Origin of the sequence: Gordonia metallireducens (assembly GCF_021245825.1) — a bacterium.
GTDB classification, from domain to species: domain Bacteria; phylum Actinomycetota; class Actinomycetes; order Mycobacteriales; family Mycobacteriaceae; genus Gordonia; species Gordonia namibiensis.
In genome coordinates this window covers 54,536-73,403 of the sequence record NZ_JAJQJP010000046.1, presented here as the reverse complement: position 1 = coordinate 73,403, position 18,868 = coordinate 54,536, and the positions used below count along the sequence as shown (strand labels likewise).

Here is an 18,868-nt window from a genome sequence, read left to right as displayed (position 1 = left end):
GGGGAAACGTGACCAGTATCGAAACCACCGCGTCCACCTACATCACCCCGGGACTCGCCAGCCAGCACACCCTGACCCCCGGTCAGGTGGCGGCAATGTTCAACGTGAATCCCAAGACCGTCGCCCGCTGGGCCAGCTCCGGCATCCTCGGGTCGATCCGCACCCCGGGCGGCCATCGACGCTTCCGCGAAGAAGACGTGGTCGCGCTGCTGAACCGTCGTACCCACTAGGCGGGTCGGCCCATCGAGCGACCTCAACCGGCTGCCAGACGAACTGACGTACGCTGGTTGACGGGAGGTTGCCATGACTTATCTGTTCGCCGTTCTCGGTCTGCTCGCCATCGGTTTCCTGATGTGGCGTGCATTCGGACCGCAATCGGACGGCGGCGGCGACGCCCCCTCGCCCGGCGGCCGTCGCCGCCGCTCACGCGGTCCGGTGGGCCCCGATGACGACCCCGATTTCCTCCGTGACCTGGACAACCGCACCCGTGGGCCCAAGGGTGGCGAGGCCGACGAACTCTGAGGTTCCGCCAGTCCCGGGTCGTGTCGTATACGAAAACCTGAGACTCGGTTCAGAAGTCACACCGGAACATACCCGAGGGTAGGGTAATGTCCTTCTCATCATCGACTCCACGTTGGAAGATCCGAGAGAAGGCGCCGTTGAACCCGGGACGATCTCCGCACGGGGCGTCGACCGATGACGACCTGAGTTTCGCCGACAAGATCGGCCACCTCTTCGAGCACAGCCGTGACGAGAACGGGGTCCGCTACACCGGTAAGAAGATCGCCGAGAAGGCGAACCGGTTGGGGTACTCGCTGTCGGACGCGTACATCTCGCAGCTCCGCACCGGCAAGGCGCGTACACCCTCGTTCCGCACCGTCGAGGCCATCTCCCGAGCCTTCGACGTCAGCGTCACCTATTTCCTCTCCAACCCCGACGAGGATCTCGAGCGCGTCAAACAGCAGCAGAACTATGTCGAGATGCTCGAGGTCACCGGCAGCCACCTGGCCGGCATCGACCTCGGCGCCCTCTGCCCGGAGACGATCGACGCCCTCATCGACCTGCTGAAGCTGGTCAAGGCACAGGCGCAGGCGAAGCGGTCCGAGGAGCCCTCACCCGGTCGGGAAGACGCCCCGGAGACCGGCTTCTGAGCCGGACCGGCGTCAGAGACCCGCGTACGAGTGCAGGCCCGAGACGACCAGGTTGATGATGAACAGGTTGAACAGCATCGCCACGAAGCCGGCGACGTTGATCCAGGCGGCGGCGGTGTTGCGCCATCCGGCGGTGGCGCGGGCGTGCAGGTATGCCGCGTAGATCACCCAGGCGATGAACGACACCGTCTCCTTGGGGTCCCAGCCCCAGAATCGGCCCCACGCGGCCTCGGCCCAGATGGCACCGCAGATCACGCCGAGACCGAAGAGCGGGAAGCCGACGACGACGGTCTTGTAGGCGAGGCGGTCCAGGTTCTCGGCGGCCGGGATGTGGTCGAGGATGCGACGCAGTGCGCCACCCATCCCCGGGCGAGCGGTGGAGGTCGCGTCGTCGTCGGGGTTCGACGCCCAGCGCATCTTCATCAGGTACAGGATGCTGGCAACGCCGGAGACCATGAGGATGCCCGACGACACCGAGATGATCGAGACGTGCACGGCCAGCCAGTACGACTTGAGGGCGGGTACAACGGGAGCGGCCTGGGTGTAGAGCCAGCGGCCGGCGATGAACATCAGCAGGACGACCGGCAGCAGCACGAACGAGAGCAGCGGACGATGCTCGGGCTTGCGCAGGATGACCAACGCGGCGATCACGCCGGCGGCACAGGTCATCGAGACGAACTCGTACATGTTGCCCCACGGCACACGGTCGGTCGCCATGGCGCGCAGCACGATCGACGCGAGGTGCGCGACGAGCCCGACCACCACGACCGGCAGGCCCATGTTGCCGAGCTTGTCCCCGAATGTCCGCTTCTGCGGGCCTGCGACGCGCCCCGGCACGCGGACATCGTCGGAACCGGCCGAGGCCGACGTGGCACCGGCGGCGACGAGTTCGCGCTCCTCGAGCTTGCGGCCGCGGACCGCCGCGAGCGCACCGAAGAACAGGAACGCGGCGACCACGTACACGGCCATCGCGGTGCCGAACAGCAGGTCGGAGTAGCGAGCCAGCGTCTCGTCCACCTGGACGGTGCCGTTGTTCATCAGAGTTCCTTTCGCCGGCGTCTAGAGTCGCCGGGTCGTGCGCCGCGAGGTGGATGCGTCCGGGTCGTCGGCGACGAGTGCCGCCGCCTGGTCCTCGAACCCTTCACCCCAGCCGGCCTGATCGGTACGGGCCAGACCGGCAATCTCTACTACAGTACGTCGTTTTCCATCGAGCGGTTCCGGGCCGGCCGGGTCCCGGCTGCCGTCATGCCCCGTCGTGACGGGCGCCGGGACGAGCCGCGCCCAGATCCGACGGCGGCGGATCAGCAGCGAGACCAGCAGGCCGCCGAGCATCACGACCGCGCTGACCAGCACCCAGATCTGCGCCGGGTCGTGGGAGACCTGCACCGACACCCACCGCTTGTAGCCGTCGAAGGTGACGGTGGTGCCGTCGGCGATGGTGTGGCTCTGGCCGACGCTCAGGTTCACCTGCGCCTGCCGCTGGAGTCGGCCCTGCTCGACGAGGTCCTGGTCAAGGGAGTAGACGTTCTGCGGTTTACCGGTGTCGAGACCGGTGTCGCCCTTGTAGACCCGGATCGCGACGGCCGGGTCGTCGGGTTCCGGCGACAGCGACGTCAGCAGGGTCCCGTGGTAGAGCGCGGTCGGCGCGAACAGGCCCTCGAGTGCGATCTGGTTCTTCCGGCGCTCGTCGGCGTCGGGGTACAGCCCGGCCGGGGTGTCGTAGCGCACCGCACCCGACGACAACATCGTCTGCAGTTCGTCGGGGACGAACGGGGTGGTCTGGGTGCGCTTCTCCCCGTTCGGGAAGGTGACGGTGAACGTCGGGGCGAAACCGTTGCCCAGCACGTAGACGCGGTCACCGGCGACGCGCAGCGGTTCGTTCACGCGCACCGAGGTGCTCTTCCAGGTGTCCGGGGAGCCGACCTTGGTTCCCTCCGCGTAGCGGATCGTCGCGTCGTACATGTCCGGCTGGCCGCTGGGCAGGAAGGTCGCCGAGAAGTCGTCGACGCGGAAGCAGAACGGCGACAGGTCGGTGCCGTCGACGAGGTTGCCGGCGCGGAAGGAGTCGTAGACGGCGGTCGAGGTGTTGCACATGCCCTGCTCACCGTCGGCGACGAGGATTCGCGTGCCCTCGTAGCCGAACATCTTGCCCGCCGCGATCGACACCAGCAGCGCGAGCAGCGCGAAGTGGAAGACCAGGTTGCCGAACTCGCGCAGGTAACCCTTCTCCGCGGATACCTCGACGCAGCCGTCGGGGTAGGTCTTGGACGGTTCGCGGACGACGACCTCGCGCCGCCAGCCGCGCAGCCGGCCGTTGATGCGGTCGGCGATCTCGTCGGGGGTGCCGTCGACGGTGTGCGTGACGTGCCGGGGCAGGCGCGAAAGATTGCGTGGCGTGGCAACGGGTTTGGCGCGCAGGCTGTGGAAGTGCTCGATCATGCGCGGCGTCAGGCAGCCGACGAGCGAGACGAACAGCAGCACGTAGATGGCGGTGAACCAGACGCTGGAGAAGACGTCGAACAGCTGCAGGCGGTCCATCCAGGTGCCGAGCGTTCCGCGCTCGGAGATGTATTCGAGCGTCTTGGTCTCGTTGAGGTCGCGCTGCGGCAGGAGCGCGCCGGGGATCGCGGCGAGCGCCAGCAGGAAGAGCAGCAGCAGCGCGGTGCGCATCGAGGTCAGGGACCGCCACAGGTTGCGCAGCGGCCAGAGGACCCGGCGTCGGGCCCAGTGCGCCTTGGGCGTCCCGGGTTCGGGGGTGTCCACCTGGGGACGGTCGGTGACATCGGTCATGAGGGCAACACGCTCAGATCGGTAGTTCGGTGTCGGTGACGAAGTGGACCTGGACCCACACGATGAACTGGTCCCACCAGCCGGTCAGCAGTGCGACGCCCACCCCGATGAGGAGGATGCCGCCGATGACCTGGATGGTGCGGGCGTTCCGTCGCAACCAGCCGAGGCTGCGCAGCGCCCACGCCGAGGAGAACGCCAGCACGACGAACGGCAGGCCGAGGCCCAGGCAGTAGGCGACGATCAGGGTCACGCCCTTGGCCGCGGTCGCCCCCTCGGTGCCGCTGACGGTCGCGATCACCGAGGCCAGGGTCGGCCCGAGGCACGGCGTCCAGCCGAGTGCGAAGACCGCGCCGAGGAGCGGGGCGCCGACGATGTTGGAGACGCGCACCGGCTCGAAGCGGACCTCACGCTGCAGAGCCGGGATCAGACCGATGAACACCAGGCCCATCGCGATGGTGACCACGCCGCCGATGCGTTGCAGCAGTTCCCGATTCAGGACGAAGGTGCTGGTGACGCCGAGGACCGTCGCGGTGGCCGCGACGAAGACGACGGTGAAACCGAGGACGAAGAGACCGGCGGCGAGGGCGACACGCGACCGGCCGCTCTTGGCGCCCTCCCCCACCTTCACCGCGGGCGCCTCGGCGCCGACGAGGCCCGCGAGATACGAGAGATAACCGGGGACGAGCGGAACCACGCACGGCGACGCGAACGAGACCAGACCGGCCAGCAGACATGCCGCGAGGGCGAGCAGAAGCGGTCCGGAGGTCACCGTCTCGGCGAAGGTGTCGCCGATCGACGAGGCGAGGACCGTCGTCGTCAGGTCGGACGTGGTGGGTTCGGACATCAGGCGGCGCCCGTGGGTTCCGCGGCGACCCGCTTGACGACCTCGTCGAGTTCCTTGTCGGACACGGCCTTCAGGAAGACCGCGGCCGGCCGGTGCTGACGGTCGAGGACGATCGTCGTCGGGACCACCGACGTCGGGGTGGTCAGCGCCGCCAGGGACAGGCCCGGGAAGTCGTAGATGGACGGGAACCCGACGTTGCGGTCGATCACGAAGTCCTTCGCGGAATTCCGGTCATCGCGCAGGTTGATACCCAGGAACTCGACGCCGTCGTCGCGGTTGGCCTCGTAGACGCGCTCGAGGTCGTCGGCCTCACCGCGGCAGGGTCCGCACCACGAACCCCAGACGTTGATGACCACGACCTTGTCGGCGAACCGGGGATCGGACAGCGACAGCGGCTGACCGCTGACGAGGTCCTCGCCCTCGAGGCCGGCGATCGGCTTGCGATCGGCCGGCTGGTAGGTGATGACCGTCTGCCCGCCGGGCGAGACGAACTGGAAGGTGTTCCCCTGCGCGACCGCGTCGTCACCGGTGCTGCAGCCGCTGATCAGCAGGATCAGGGCCGACAGCACTGCCGGCAGGAGGAACTTGCGCACTACTTCTCTACCTCTGGCTTCACGCACCGGTGGCCAGCGGGTCGGAGGCACCGGCCGGCTCGGAGTAGATGATGTCGACGAGGGCGTCGTCGTCGTAGATGAGGCTGGTCAGCGAGGCCAGCGAGCACTGCCGCCGACGCGGGTCGTGCCAGAGGCGCTGGCCTTCGAGGAAACGACGCAGCGTGTAGACGGGCAGCTGGTGGCTGACGCACACGGCCTCGTGGCCGCGGGCGGCGTCGCGGGCCTTGTTGGCCGCGGCCAGCATGCGATGCGCCAGCTGGATGTACGGTTCGCCCCACGACGGGGTGAACGGGTCACGCAGCTTGGGCCAGTGCCGCGGCTTGCTCAGCGCGCCGTCGCCGACGGAGACCTTGAGGCCCTCGAAGACGTTGTCGGCCTCGATGAGGTCGTCGTTGGTCTGGATGGACAGGCCGTGGGCCGCCGCGATCGGGGTCGCGGTCTCCTGCGCGCGCTGCAGCGGCGAGGCGAAGACGGCCTTGACGTCGTGGTCGGCGAGGGCGTCGGCGACCGTCTGCGCCTGCGAACGGCCGGTGCCGGAGAGCCGGAAACCGGGGAGGCGACCGTAGAGGATGCCCTCCGGGTTGTCGACCTCTCCGTGGCGCATCATATGGACGATCGTGTGCATCAGGCGTTGTCCCCCGGGGTGGCTGCGGTAGCGGCTGCCTGCGCTGCCGCGGGCAGCGCGTCGGCGATCTGCGAGAAAGCATCCTCGTCGAGTGCGGCGGACACAAACCACGCCTCGAAGGCACTCGGCGGGGCGTACACGCCACGTTCGAGCAGAGCGTGGAAGAACGGGGCGAATCGCCAGGTCTCGGTGGCGTTCACTCCCGCGTAGTCGAAGACCGGGATCTCCGGGGCGGTAGTGAAGAACACACTGAGCAGGTTGCCCGCCTTCTGCACCCGATGGCCGACACCGGCGGCGGTGAGCGCCTCGGTGAGCAGGCCGGCGAGACGGTCGGCGTTGGCGTCGAGCTTGTTGTAGACCTCGTGGTCGGCGTTGCGCAGGGTCGCCAGGCCGGCGGCCACCGCGACGGGGTTCCCCGACAGGGTGCCCGCCTGGTAGACCGGGCCGGTCGGTGCGAGGCGTTCCATGACGTCGGCGCGACCACCGAAGGCCGCGGCGGGCAGGCCGCCGCTCATGACCTTGCCGAAGGTGTAGAGGTCGCCCGCGACACCTTCGAGGCCGTACCAGCCGCTCGGGCTCACGCGGAAACCCGTCATGACCTCGTCCATGATCAGCAGCGCGCCGTGACGGCGGGTGATCTCGCGGAGACCGGCGTTGAAGCCGTCGACCGGGGCGATGGCGCCCATGTTGCCGGCGGCGGCCTCGGTGATGACCGCGGCTATGTCGTCGCCGTGCTCGGCGAACGCCTTCCCGACTGCCTCGAGGTCGTTGTACGGGAGGACCAGGGTGTCGTGGGCCGACGCACCGGTGACGCCGGGGCTCGTCGGCAGACCGAGCGTCGCCAAACCCGAACCGGCGGCGGCAAGCAAGGCATCGACGTGACCGTGGTAACAGCCGGCGAACTTGATGACCTTGGAACGGCCGGTGAAGCCGCGGGCGAGCCGGATCGCCGACATGGTGGCCTCGGTACCCGAATTCACCAGGCGCACACGCTGAACCGGGTCGACGCGGCCGATGATCTCCTCGGCCAGTTCGATCTCCGGCTCGGTCGGCGCACCGAACGACAGGCCGCCGGAGGCTGCACGCTGCACGGCGTCGACGACGGCCGGATGCGCGTGGCCGAGGATCATCGGGCCCCACGAGCTGACGAGGTCGACGTAGGTGTTGCCGTCGGCGTCGGTCAGGCGGCAGCCCTGGGCGCTGGTGATGAAGCGCGGGGTCCCGCCGACCGCGGAGAACGCGCGGACCGGAGAGTTGACGCCACCCGGGATGGCCTGAGCGGCGCGGGCGAACAGCGCGGCGGAGTTGTCGGAATGCTCGACGATGGGGCCGTCAACGGAAGGGGTCACGGCCTACAGTGTTCCAAATGGCACCGAGTGACCCAAATCGCCGCTGGTGAGAGGGTGCTCCGGGTCACCCGAGGGTGTCAGACGGGCGCGAAGGCGATCAGTTCGCGAGCGCCTTGCGGACCTGTTCGGCGATGGCCTCCTGGCCCCGTTCGTTCGGGTGGACGCGGGCGGGCCCCTGCGCGGTCATCGGTTCGATCCATCGCTGTGGTCCGGCGCAGGCGTCATGCCCGACCGAGGCCGGCAGCATGTCGACGAACCGGACCCCTTCGTCTTCGGCGGCGCGTCGGCCGTAGTCGTTGAGCGACGTCTGGAGGTCACGGATCATCGGGACGTCGCCGACGGCGAGCTTCATCTCGGGGTAGCAGCCGACGGTCGGCGGCATCAGCCATGGATAGCCGACGAGCAGCACCTTCGCGTCCGGCGCCTTGGCCTTCACATCGCGCAACGCCTCACGGATCGCCGGGTAGATATCGGTGGCCACCGGCTCGATCAGGGACCGTCCGTACCGGTCGGTGCACGGCGAGCCGAGCGGATCGGTGTCCGCGGCGCGACTGCACAACTCGATGGTCCGCCCGTAGGTCTCCTTGTCGTTGCCGCCGATCATCACGGTCACGACGTCGGCGTCCGTGGTCACGGCGTCGAGCTGCGGCGGCACCCCCTGGTGCTGCGCCTTCCGGAAATCCGCGGTCTCGGCCCCACCGCAGCTGACATCGGTGAGCGCGAAGCCCTCCTCCGCGGCGACGATGTGCGCGAAGTTCTTCGACGAGCGCAGACACAGGATCGGCGAGTCCTCCACCAGCGGTTGGACGCCGGTCCCCGCGCTGAAGCTGTCGCCGAGGTTGACGTACTCGGTGCGGTCCTCGTCCTGCGTGGCGGCTGGGGTCGACGCGGTGGTGGTGCTGCCCGCGGCGTCGTCGGTCGAGCATCCCGTCGCGAGGGTCGCGGCCACCGCGAGCAACCCGAGACCGCGTAGCGCTGCGCTGGGCCACCGGCATCGGTTCTGTACGTCCACACAGTCATCGTGCGTCCGCGCGAAGGCGGTCGGCAACCACCTCTCCGGCCGGTAGCGTTGAAAACGGCGTGTGAATGCCGAGGCTGCAACCCGAACAGACGAGGATGTGAGACCGCATGAGCTCCAGCGATGTCAGTGGCAGGGATGTGATCGACCCCCAGGCGGTTCTCGACGGGGTCCCGACCGGCCTGTGGATCAACGGCCGTTCGACGCCGGCCGCCGACGGCTCCACCTTCGAGGTGTACGACCCGGCCACGGAAGAGTCGCTGACCTCGGTTGCCGACGCGGGGGTCGCCGACGCCCGCTCCGCGCTCGACCACGCGGTCGCCATGTCCGAGGAGTGGGCCGCGACGCCCGCCCGCGAACGCGGCGAGATCCTGCGTCGGACCTTCGAGTTGCTCACCGACCGCGCCGACGACATCGCCCTGCTGATGACGCTCGAACTCGGCCGCGCACTCCCCGACAGCCGCGCGGAGACCAAATACGGCAACGAGTTCCTGCGCTGGTTCGCCGAGGAGGCGGTCCGCATCGGCGGCCGCTTCACCCAGGCCCCCGCGGGCAACGGACGAATTCTCGTCGCCCATCAACCCGTTGGCCCGTGCCTGGCGATCACGCCGTGGAACTTCCCGCTCGCGATGGGTACGCGCAAGATCGCGCCGGCGCTGGCCGCCGGCAACGTCATGATCGTCAAACCGCCGCGGGAGACACCGCTGACGATGTTGGCGCTGGCCGAGGCCTTCGCCGAGGCGGGGCTGCCACCCGGCGTGCTGTCGGTGTTGCCCACCAGTTCGAGCGGTGAGGTGTCGACTGCGCTGATCACCGACGACCGGATTCGCAAGATCAGCTTCACCGGCTCGACCCCGGTCGGTCGCAACCTGCTGGGTCAGGCCGCCGAACGCGTGCAGCGCACGTCGATGGAACTCGGCGGCAACGCACCGTTCCTGGTCTTCGACGACGCCGACGTCGACGCCGCGGTCGAAGGCGCCTTCGCAGCCAAGATGCGCAACGGCGGCGAGGCCTGCACCGCGGCCAACCGTTTCCTCGTGCAATCGGGTGTGGCCGAGGAGTTCACCACCAAGCTGGTGGAGAAGATGTCCGACGTCGTGATGGGACCGGGCTACAAGGACGGCGTGACCCTCGGGCCGCTGGTCAACGCCGATCAGCGGGACAAGGTCGCAGATGCCGTCGAACAGGCCGTGAGCGACGGCGCGCGACTGCGACTCGGCGGTGAACGCCCCGGAGGTCGTGGATTCTTTTACCCGGCAACGGTTCTCGACAACGTCGACCCGTATGCCCCGGTCACGCGCGAGGAGATCTTCGGCCCGGTCGCGGTGATCAGCACCTTCGACGACGAGGACGACGCCATCGCCGCCGCGAACTCCACCGAGTACGGCCTGGCCGCATACTTCTACAGCCGCGACCTGGAACGCTGCATGCGCGTCGCGAGCCGCCTCGACTCGGGCATGGTCGGGGTGAACCGCGGCGTGATCTCCGACGCAGCAGCACCATTCGGCGGGATCAAGCAGTCCGGCATCGGCCGCGAAGGCGGCATCGAGGGCATCGACGAATACCTCTCGGTGAAGTACATCGCGCTCACCTGACCCCGAGCGACCTGGCGGTCCAACGGTCGTTCGACGCCGATTTGCTCTGTTACGTATGTGACTGGTGATGCAGATGTTATCGGGTTGAAACCTGCACGGCCGTGCTCATCCGTACACTCCGAGGGCATGCGTCTGAGAAGAATGATGCCCGCGATCGCCGTCGCCGCGGCGGTGACGATGGCCGGTGTCGCCGTCACCACCACCGGGGACACGAGCACTGCGAAGATCGAATCAGCCGCCACCAGTTTGGATTTCGGCAGCGTCGACTTCGGCAGCTCCGAATTGGGCACGCCGAACAGTGTGTTCCTGTGGGAGAACCCGGCAGCCCGCTACATCGTCGTCCTGGGTGCGAAGTTCGGCCAGTTCGGGCAGACCCCTCAGATCATGACCCAGCGGCTCAACGTCGCCGCCAAGCTGGCCAAGCAACACCCGTTCAACCGCGTCATCGTCTCCGGGGGCGACACCCATTGGCTGCCGATCACCGAGGCCCAGTTCATGAACCTCGGCCTGATCCGCCGCGGAATCCCCATGTGGCAGATGGTCAACGAGGGCGCCTCCACCTCGACCGTGCAGAACGCCCAGAACACCGTGCGGATGCTCAAGGGCATGGGCGCCTCCGGCGCGCTCATCGTCACCAACGGCTTCCACATGGAACGCGCCATGAAGAACTTCCGCGACGCCGCCAAGGCCCAGAATGCCCGGCTCACGTTCCGGGCGGCGTACGCATGACACTTCCCCTCAGAGGCGGTCCCCCTCCCACCCACCCGTTTCCCTCCCGCTTATTGAGCTCAATAAGCGGGAGGGAAATGGACACCGCGGGAACTGGGGTCTGCCCTACGCTGGGCAGCATGCACGATCCTGGCCACGAATCGCCCGATGCCGACGAACTGCGTCGCCAGTTCGAGTCGATGCTCTCGGGCCTGCAACCGAACGAACTGCCCGCGCTGCTGAACCAGCTCAGCAGAACTGCCGCGGACAGGTTCGAGCGGCCTCCGTCGGTTCGTCATCGCAAGGAACCGCTCGCCGAGACCGTCGTGTTCCGCATCCGCGTGGATCTCGACGAGGCGCGACCTCCCATCTGGCGCCGCCTCGACGTCCGCTCGGATGTCTCCCTGGAGGACCTGCACCGGATCATTCAAGCGGCGTTCGGTTGGCTGGACTACCACCTCTATCGGTTTGCCCTGGGCGGCAGCCCATTCGACCGCAGGAGTGAACTGTTCCTCTGCCCGTTCGACGCGCAGGAAGGCGAGGAGGTGGGCACACCGGTCGCCGAGGTCCGGCTCGACGAGACGCTCCACGATCAAGGCGACGTCCTGCGCTACGTCTACGACTACGGCGACAGCTGGGAATTGACCCTGCAGGTCGAAAGCGTCCACGAGATGTCGGAGGACACACCGTGGGCCCGCTGCGTCGACGGTCGGCGAGCTGCACCGCCGGAGGACTGCGGCGGGATCACCGACGCGGAGTCACTCGCCGGGGTTGTCGACGACCCCGCACATTTCGACATCGACGAGGTGAACGCCGCACTCAGCGATCCCGTTCTCTCGCTTGTCGATACCGGAGTCGATGCACGGCTCGGCGACCTGCTGTACCGGGTTCAACCGCTCGACGGGTCCGGAGCCCTGACGGCGAGCGCAACGCGGTTGGCCTCATCGACTATTGCGACGGGCGACCAGCTCGAAGCCGACCTGCTCCCCTACCTGTGGTTCCTGCGCCGAGCACGTGATGAAGGCTTCACGCTCACCTCCGCCGGCTACCTGAAGCCGGCCGACGTGGTCGCGGCGTCGAAGGTGTTGCCGACCATGAAGTACTTCTTCGGTGCCAAGAATCGAGAAGTCCAGAGCGCGCCGGTGCTGCTTTTTCGTGAGTCCCTGCTTCGGATGGGGTTGTTACGCAAGCACAAAGGCCACCTCTTGCCGACGCGAGTCGGCAAGAGGCTCGCCGACGATCCGCAGGCACTGGCCGATCATCTCGCCGATCGGCTGCTGAACCAGAAGATGGATCGGTTCACCGAGGACGCGAGCCTGCTGATGCTCTTCTTCGCCGCGGCCTCCGAACCCGGCGACGAGATGCCACTCGAGACGATCGGCGCGCTGCTCACCGCGTATCGCTGGCAGGGCACGGACGGGCGCCCGATCCAGAAGTACGACCTTTATGACCTCGACAACGGAATCTACGAGTTCTTCGAAGCCGTCTCGCCCCCGGAACGGGGATTCCGAGGGTTGACAATGAGCCCGACGGCCATCGAGATCGCGCGACGCGCAATCCACCATCGCTGACCCAGCGTCTACTACCGAAAGTAGTTCTCGCGCCTGACGATCCGCGGGAGTAGTGCCGACAGGTTTTGTCAGACCCCTTTCGTATGGTGTTTTCATGGCTTTCGAGTTCGGCACCATCGACCCCGGCGGGGATCTCCCCGACGCGGGCTTCGACGTGTTCAAACCCCTGGACGGACTCTCGGCCGAAGCTCTGGTCAGCACGGCTGCGTACTCAGCGTCGATGAACGCCGCCAACACCTGCCGCACGCTGATCGCCGCCAGCCTGCTGCACGAACAGCGCGAAGAAGAATACCTACTGCGCCGCAGTGAGATCCACTCCGGACAAGCACGATCCGTCGACGACCTCCTCGACAAGACAGCCCAGGTGGTTGCCGGTACGGACCCGTATGAACAGTTCGGGCCCAACGGGTTCGAACAAGCCACCGCCGAACTCGGTGCCGCGCTGACCATCACCGCTGCGGAAGCCCGCGGCCTCATCCGCACCGGGGACGCCATGCGGTACCGGCTTCCGCTGACCGGCACCACCCTGGCATGCGGACGGATCGATCTGCGCCGGTTCATGATCGCACTCAATCGCACCGACTTCGTCGACGACGCCACCATGCCCATGGTGGACGCCGCGTTGGCCGAGGCAATCCTGGCGCGCGACCCCATGTCCACCACCCGGTTCACCGCACTGGTCGACCAGATCGTGCACAGGCAGGCACCGGAAGCGGTCAAGCGCCGCAACGACCAGGCTACCCGGGACCGCGGAGTCAACATCCGACCCGACCGCCACCAGCCCGGCCAGTCGCGCATCACCGGACACTTCCCCCACACCGATGCCGCCGCCCTCAACGCCCAGCTGACCGCCATGGCCACCGGCGTGCACACCGGCGACCCGCGCACCATGCCCCAGCGCCGTGCCGACGCCCTACTCGCCCTCGCCCACGGCAAGCAAACCCTGGACTGCCAGTGCCCCGACTGTGCACCCCCGCCGGCCGAGCAGAACCTCGACACCCCCGAACCCGCCGACGCGGCAACACCCGAACCCCAGCCCACCCCCGTTGCTGTACCGGGCGTAACCGACACCACCGCAACCGAACCCGACGACAACGCGCCGGTCCCGGAGCCGACCGGCGACTGCACATGCACCTGCACCAGTTGCCGCGCACCCCGACCGACCTATCACATCGTGGGCAACCTGACGACGCTGGTCGGGTTCGACAACGATCCCGGCATGCTCGACGGCCACGGGCTGATCGACGCCCACACCATGCGCCGACTCTTCGCCGACGCGGTCCACACCTTCATCCCCACCGGGGCGCGCACAGACCCGGCAGACGCCGACGCCCGGGCCGCGGCAGCCGCCAGCACCTACGTGCCGAGCAAGAAACTGCAAGCTCTCGTGCGGGCCGGCGAGCTGTGCTGCACCTTCCCCGGCTGCAACCAACCGGTGTGGACCGTCGACCTCGACCACACCCACCCATACGACCACCGCCACCCCGACCGCGGCGGAAAGACCCTCCAACACAACCTCAAACCGTTGTGCCGGTTCCACCACCGCATCAAAACCTTCGGCAGGTGGCGCGACTCCCAGGACGAGTACCTCGCCGTGTGGTTCGAAGCCCCCACCGGCCACACCTACCTGGGCAACCCGTACACCGGGCGAGACCTGTTCGCGTCGCTGAAGACCCAGCCACCCGATCATCCGGCGCGGCAACGACTCACCGACGAGCGCGCACACCGCACCGACACCCATCGTCGGCAACAAGCCGAATGGGACACCAACAACCCACCACCGTTCTGACACAGAACAAGTGAGTGGGCGGCTGAAGGCCGGCTTCCGAACGCCGAAGTAATGAATCCGCTCAGGGGTAATTCACGAAGCGGTATTCGACTCCGCTGGCACGGATGGCTTCGTCAAGTCTGTAGGCGTTGTCGCCGGACCAGCGCTGTTCGAGCAGATCGATGACACCGGCGTCGGGTTCCCCGCCGTGTGCAACCACCAGCGCCGGGTCGCGTTTGATGCGGGCGTCGAGGTTAAGGCAACTCCCGTCCGCGCGGCGCTCGTTCAGGAGGCTCGCCCTCCGGCCCGTCGCGTTGCTCAGCAGGAGACGCAGGGGCCGGGGCAGGATCGTCAGTGTCGGACGTCCAGCCGAACGTAGCGGCGGCGGCGAACGCGGACTCGCGTCCCCACAATTCCAGTCCGCTCGTACTCGGAAGCCCGACAAGGTCACGGAGCAGCCAGTTGAACTCAGCGGCGACCTTTGCCGCGTCGCCAACTGTGACGGTCTTGTGGAAGCTTTCGGGCGCGTTCTCGAATTGTTCCCAGCCGCGTGCCAAGAGCTTTCGAACAGCGTCATCATCGAAGCCCGTCTGGGTGAAGTCGAGGTCGATCTCACCGGATCGAGCCCATGCGCCGATGCGTCGGCCGATCAAGGGGTTCCCGTCCAACCCGATCAGGAGAGCGTCCCCGTAGTCGAGTCCGGCCTCGCCGCTGAATCGTGCGAGTGACAACACAACGAACATTTCGAAGTCGTTCCAGTCGATTCCGCCGCCCTCTGAAAGCGTGCCTTGAAGAGGCCAGAGGTCATCGGACTCCACGTCCGCGTCAGCCATCGTGAGGCCCATCGCTTCAGGAAACGCCTGAAACACCAGCCTCGCCGTTGTGTCCACCATCTCGTCCACTGCATCGGGTTCGAGCGCGACATACTCGGCGAGAATCGACGCCAACTGATGGGCCTCGTCAACGCCGAATCGGTCGACGAACTCGTCGATCGCAGGCTGGGAGAGTTCGTTCGGAAGGTCCGGTCGACCAATGACGATCGCGGCTCGCGGGTACAGGTCGAATGTCGGATGCGACTCGAGGTCGAACTGGACAAGCTCCGCCAGGCGAGTACCGGCGCCGGGAACCAGATCGCGGACACGCTGATCCAACCGGTGGTTTTCGAGGATCTGGTTCGCCGCAGCGAAGGCCCGAGCATAATCCTCGTCGAGCCCCTGCTCCTGTTCGGAACGGACGTGCAGCTCGGCAGCTTCCCGCCACTCGTATGCCGGCGGGCCGAACTGCAAGGCAGCGGCCGCGCGCAGTGCGAGTGCCGCGAAGCGTTCTTCAGCCTCCTTCCAGGACAGGCCGCGGAGCCATTCCATCACCATGTCGCAGTTGAGGCCAATTACTCTCGTGGACTGGTCAATTCGGTACGGACCGGCGGCCTCATATTCCGAGCCGATCTGGAACCATTCGACCGAAGCGCTCCCTGCGCATCCGGCCGCGCCCAACACCTCGCCGACCAGACTTGACGCACTCTCTCGAAGTGCGTCCCAGTCGTCGTTCTCCATCAGGTCTCCTTGCTTCGGACTTGCCTCGTCCTCGTCCTCTACCTCTTCGTACTCCGCACAGCGCGTTCGACGACGGTCGCCTGCCGGGGCCGACAGAACACCAGCTCCAGCCGAGACACTCTCTCCCCAGTCGCATTTCGCAGTAGATCGGCGTATATCGCGAGTTGCGCCCAGTACGCCTCGATGGTGTCGGCGGAAACTCCGACGTCGGTTTTGTAGTCGACGATGACCAACGAACCGTCGTCGTCGCGGTACACCAGGTCCGCGATGCCCTCGACCACGGTGGCACCGTCGGGTCCAGGACCGGCGAGCTGCATCTCCTTCCAATGCTCGCGGACGGCAGCTCGCTGAACCGGCGCCGACTGCAACGCCGACCGCGCCAGCGCCACGAAATGATCCACGTCGACGACGCCGGCGAGTGCGGCCGCGCGCCGGGCGGTCTCGTCGAACTCGTCGTCGACGGCGGTTCCCAGGGCCACCTGTTCGAGGAGCGCGTGCAGGGCGGTACCCAGCGTCGCGCCGCTGTCGGGGCTCGCGGTGCCGGCCGGGACCTGATCGGGTTCCAGGACTGTCAGCAGTCCGGCGTCCCGGTAGCTCTGCAGCACAACGTCTTCGGCGTCATCGCCGCCATGGACGATCCGCGTTGCCGAGTAGGAGACGCGGACCGTCGAAGCGGTCTCGATCGCAGAGGTCTCCGCCGACCAGTCCACCCAGGCCTGTCGTTCGTGCTGGGCGATCGCTTCGTCGTCGCGCCTGACCGGTTCGACGAGCTCCGGAACGTCGTTGGGCAAACCCTCCAGCGCGGGTGCGAGCGCGGCTCCCCAGGATGCGTTCTTCCCGACGTATCCGGAGACCGCGAGGTGACTCTCGGCGCGCGTGCAGGCGACGTACAACAGGCGCTTCTTCTCCGCCTCGGCATGCGCTTTCTCGATCTTTGCCGCTGCCGCATACCCTTTCGACGCCACGTTCTTCGACGCGCATGCCTGCAGCTTCTCGTCCTCGTCCCACAGCAGCGGTTCGGGCTGGGTGCGGAATCCGCCGCTCATACCGGCGACGACGACCATCGGGAACTGCAAACCCTTGGCGGCGTGGATGGTCATGATGCGCACGGCGTCGACACCGATCTCGGGGAGGACGGTCTCGGCCACACGCGCGTTCTCGTCGGCCTGGGTGGCGGCCCAGTCGATGTAGTCGCGCAGCGACCCACGATCTTCGGCGTACCAGGCGCGGGCCTGGTCGATGACGAAGCGGAGCCGTCGCCAGACGTCGCGGTGACGGGGGGAGTCCATGGACACCTCGAACACCCGACGATCCGTCGCCAGGCGGCTCAGCAGTGCGCCCGGGTTCAGGTCCCCCAGTTCCGAAGACAGAGCCTTCAGGTATGCACATGCGGCCGCCACCGGCGACTCGGCCAACTCTGTGGTGGGCGCATCGGCGTAGATGCTCCATCGGCCGTCGGCGGCCTTCCAGCGGAGCAGGTCGTCGTCACCGCAGCCGAACAGCGGGGTACGCAGGGCGGCGACGAGGGCGGCCTCGTCGGCGGTGTTCGCAAGTGCGCGACAGGTGACGAGGAGGTCGTGTACCTCTTGGGTCGAGTAGACCAGACTCGATGCCTCCGAACGGAACTCGATGCCCGCGGCGTCGAGGCTCTTCTCCAGGAACGGCAGTACCGCCCGCGACGGGATAAGGATGCAGATGTCCTTCCAGCGCAATGGGACATGCTCATACGCATCGCCATCGAATGTCTCCTTGCGCCAGCCGTTCTCGACGGCGGTGGCGATGATCCTCGCGACGTCGCGCGACTCGCGTGCGCGGAGGGCTTCAGCCGGCGAGAGTGCGTCCTCGTCGTCGACGGGTTCCTCGGTGTCGGGGAAGACGAACGGCTTGGGCCCCCAGGAGAGGTCCCAGCGGGGTCGGCCCGGGGCCGGGTCGAGCGGCGTGTAGTCCGGCTGCACGTGATGCTCGGCGACGATGAGCCGGCCGTAGACGGCGTTGACCCAGTCGAGGACGGGACGCGTGGACCGGAAGTTGGTGGTCAGCTGCACGACGTCGGCCGGCGGCGTGCGATCCCGCGCGGACATGTACGCCGCAATGTCGGCGCGGCGGAAGCGGTAGATGGATTGTTTCGGGTCGCCGACGGTGAAGAGCCGACCGGCTTCGTCTCGACCGGCGACGATGCGTTGTGCCAGTGTGAGTTGCAGCGGATCGGTGTCCTGGAACTCGTCGAGGAGGACTCGCTGGTAGCGCCGATGGGCGGCTGCGGCGACCTCCGGCTTTCCGAGTACGTCGCGGGCCAGGACGAGCAGGTCGTGGAATTCGAGCTGTCCGCTGCGTTGCCGCTCGCGCGCCTCGTCGAGGACGATCTCCGACAGGTGGCGGACCACCACGCGCACCGCGCCGTCGACGTAGGTGCCGACCACGTCGGAGCAGATCTCCTCGCGCAGCGCCTTGGCGGCGGCTTTGATCTCTTTGCACTGCGCCACACCACCGCGCCACGCGGACCCCCGACCCACGTTGCCGAGCTTCGGGCACAGGTCCACCATCGGGACCCATCCGAAGGAATCACGTTCGGCGGCAACCAGGATCCGCCATTCGCGGAGTTCCTCGAGTTTGACCGCGAGTTTGTCCTCCGGATCGAGACAATCGTCGAGCTTGTCGATGATGGCGTCGGTCTCCCACAGGATGCGGTCGATGTCGGCGGGTGCGATGCCCTGTGGGTTGTCGTCGAGGGTGAGGCGATCCCAGTTGCGGTCCAATGCGTCGGCGAGTGTGCGCATCTGGTCGAGCGATGCGCCGGCCGCCATCACGATGCCCATGGCGTCGACCAGCATGGGTGGGGCGTCGTCGGTGAACAGTCGGGTGCGCATGCGGCGCCAGCGGCGTTCGAAGGACAGCTGGGAGCCCATGGCGTCGACGACTGCGATGCGTGGGGGCACACCGGCTTCGAGGGGATGCTCGCCGATGATGCGGGCCGCGAACGCGTGCAGCGTGCCGATGGCCGCGGTGTCGATCTGTTCGAGAGCGGCTCGCGCACGGTCGGTGTCGTGTCTGGCGAGCTCGACACGCACGCGTTCACGGAGTTCGGCCGCGGCTTTCTCGGTGAAGGTGATGGCGGCGATGGCATCGAGTTCGATGCCGTCGTGCAGCACGAGGTGACAGATGCGGCCGACCAGCGAATGGGTCTTGCCGCTGCCGGCGCCGGCTTCGACGAACAGGGTGGCGTCGGTGTCGGTGGTGATGCGATCGCGCGCGGCCTGGTCGGCGAGCTGTGTTGCGGTCATC

General features: G+C 67.4%; 16 protein-coding genes. 7 read left to right on the top strand and 9 right to left on the bottom strand.

The window, feature by feature from the left end; genetic code table 11:
• Positions 1-8 precede the first annotated feature (8 nt).
• The 3 genes from LQD00_RS18280 (at position 9) to LQD00_RS18270 (ending at position 1,151) form a co-directional block, all read left to right on the top strand.
• Positions 9-230: a BldC family transcriptional regulator gene (locus LQD00_RS18280; RefSeq protein WP_006435233.1), complete on the top strand. Its 222-nt coding sequence runs from the start codon at positions 9-11 to the stop codon at positions 228-230.
• A gap of 73 nt (positions 231-303) precedes the next feature.
• Positions 304-522 (top strand): hypothetical protein, encoded by a 219-nt coding sequence (locus tag LQD00_RS18275; protein ID WP_006865266.1) that lies wholly within the window; start codon positions 304-306, stop codon positions 520-522.
• 137 nt (positions 523-659) lie between these two features.
• A complete protein-coding gene (locus tag LQD00_RS18270) occupies positions 660-1,151 on the top strand; it encodes a helix-turn-helix domain-containing protein (protein WP_232718613.1) in 492 nt (163 codons plus the stop codon).
• A 12-nt stretch (positions 1,152-1,163) separates the two neighbouring features.
• Here LQD00_RS18270 and ccsB read toward each other — a convergent pair whose 3' ends face one another.
• From ccsB to LQD00_RS18235, 7 genes are all read right to left on the bottom strand, one after another.
• Complete coding sequence (ccsB, locus tag LQD00_RS18265) at positions 1,164-2,189, bottom strand: c-type cytochrome biogenesis protein CcsB (RefSeq protein WP_232718560.1); 1,026 nt, start codon at positions 2,187-2,189, stop codon at positions 1,164-1,166.
• Between the two features lie 21 nt (positions 2,190-2,210).
• Positions 2,211-3,941 (bottom strand): cytochrome c biogenesis protein ResB, encoded by a 1,731-nt coding sequence (gene resB / locus LQD00_RS18260; RefSeq protein ID WP_232718558.1) that lies wholly within the window; start codon positions 3,939-3,941, stop codon positions 2,211-2,213.
• Between the two features lie 13 nt (positions 3,942-3,954).
• Positions 3,955-4,785, bottom strand: a complete 831-nt coding sequence (locus LQD00_RS18255; protein ID WP_232718556.1) for a cytochrome c biogenesis CcdA family protein — start codon at positions 4,783-4,785, stop codon at positions 3,955-3,957.
• Positions 4,785-5,378: a TlpA family protein disulfide reductase gene (locus LQD00_RS18250; RefSeq protein ID WP_006865271.1), complete on the bottom strand. Its 594-nt coding sequence runs from the start codon at positions 5,376-5,378 to the stop codon at positions 4,785-4,787. The genes LQD00_RS18255 and LQD00_RS18250 overlap by 1 nt, the downstream gene beginning before the upstream one ends.
• 19 nt (positions 5,379-5,397) lie before the next feature.
• Positions 5,398-6,024 (bottom strand): histidine phosphatase family protein, encoded by a 627-nt coding sequence (locus tag LQD00_RS18245; RefSeq protein ID WP_006865272.1) that lies wholly within the window; start codon positions 6,022-6,024, stop codon positions 5,398-5,400.
• A complete protein-coding gene (gene hemL / locus LQD00_RS18240) occupies positions 6,024-7,373 on the bottom strand; it encodes a glutamate-1-semialdehyde 2,1-aminomutase (protein WP_232718555.1) in 1,350 nt (449 codons plus the stop codon). The genes LQD00_RS18245 and hemL overlap by 1 nt, the downstream gene beginning before the upstream one ends.
• Before the next feature lie 97 nt (positions 7,374-7,470).
• Positions 7,471-8,385, bottom strand: coding sequence for an SGNH/GDSL hydrolase family protein (locus tag LQD00_RS18235; RefSeq protein WP_232718553.1), 915 nt, complete (start codon positions 8,383-8,385; stop codon positions 7,471-7,473).
• A 116-nt stretch (positions 8,386-8,501) separates the two neighbouring features.
• Between LQD00_RS18235 and LQD00_RS18230 the strand changes: the two genes are divergently transcribed.
• The 4 genes from LQD00_RS18230 to LQD00_RS18215 all read left to right on the top strand — a co-directional run bounded on the left by LQD00_RS18230 (position 8,502) and on the right by LQD00_RS18215 (position 14,054).
• Entirely contained in the window at positions 8,502-9,986 is a 1,485-nt protein-coding gene (locus LQD00_RS18230; RefSeq protein ID WP_232718551.1) for an NAD-dependent succinate-semialdehyde dehydrogenase, read from the top strand.
• Positions 9,987-10,112: 126 nt separating this feature from the next.
• Positions 10,113-10,715: a YdcF family protein gene (locus LQD00_RS18225; RefSeq protein WP_232718549.1), complete on the top strand. Its 603-nt coding sequence runs from the start codon at positions 10,113-10,115 to the stop codon at positions 10,713-10,715.
• Positions 10,716-10,834: 119 nt separating this feature from the next.
• Entirely contained in the window at positions 10,835-12,265 is a 1,431-nt protein-coding gene (locus LQD00_RS18220; protein WP_232718547.1) for a plasmid pRiA4b ORF-3 family protein, read from the top strand.
• 94 nt (positions 12,266-12,359) lie between these two features.
• Positions 12,360-14,054: an HNH endonuclease signature motif containing protein gene (locus tag LQD00_RS18215; protein ID WP_232718545.1), complete on the top strand. Its 1,695-nt coding sequence runs from the start codon at positions 12,360-12,362 to the stop codon at positions 14,052-14,054.
• Positions 14,055-14,287: 233 nt separating this feature from the next.
• Here LQD00_RS18215 and LQD00_RS18210 read toward each other — a convergent pair whose 3' ends face one another.
• Positions 14,288-15,586, bottom strand: a complete 1,299-nt coding sequence (locus LQD00_RS18210) for a hypothetical protein (RefSeq protein ID WP_232718544.1) — start codon at positions 15,584-15,586, stop codon at positions 14,288-14,290.
• Positions 15,587-15,624: 38 nt separating this feature from the next.
• Positions 15,625-18,867, bottom strand: a complete 3,243-nt coding sequence (locus LQD00_RS18205) for a UvrD-helicase domain-containing protein (protein WP_232718542.1) — start codon at positions 18,865-18,867, stop codon at positions 15,625-15,627.
• Position 18,868 lies beyond the last annotated feature (1 nt).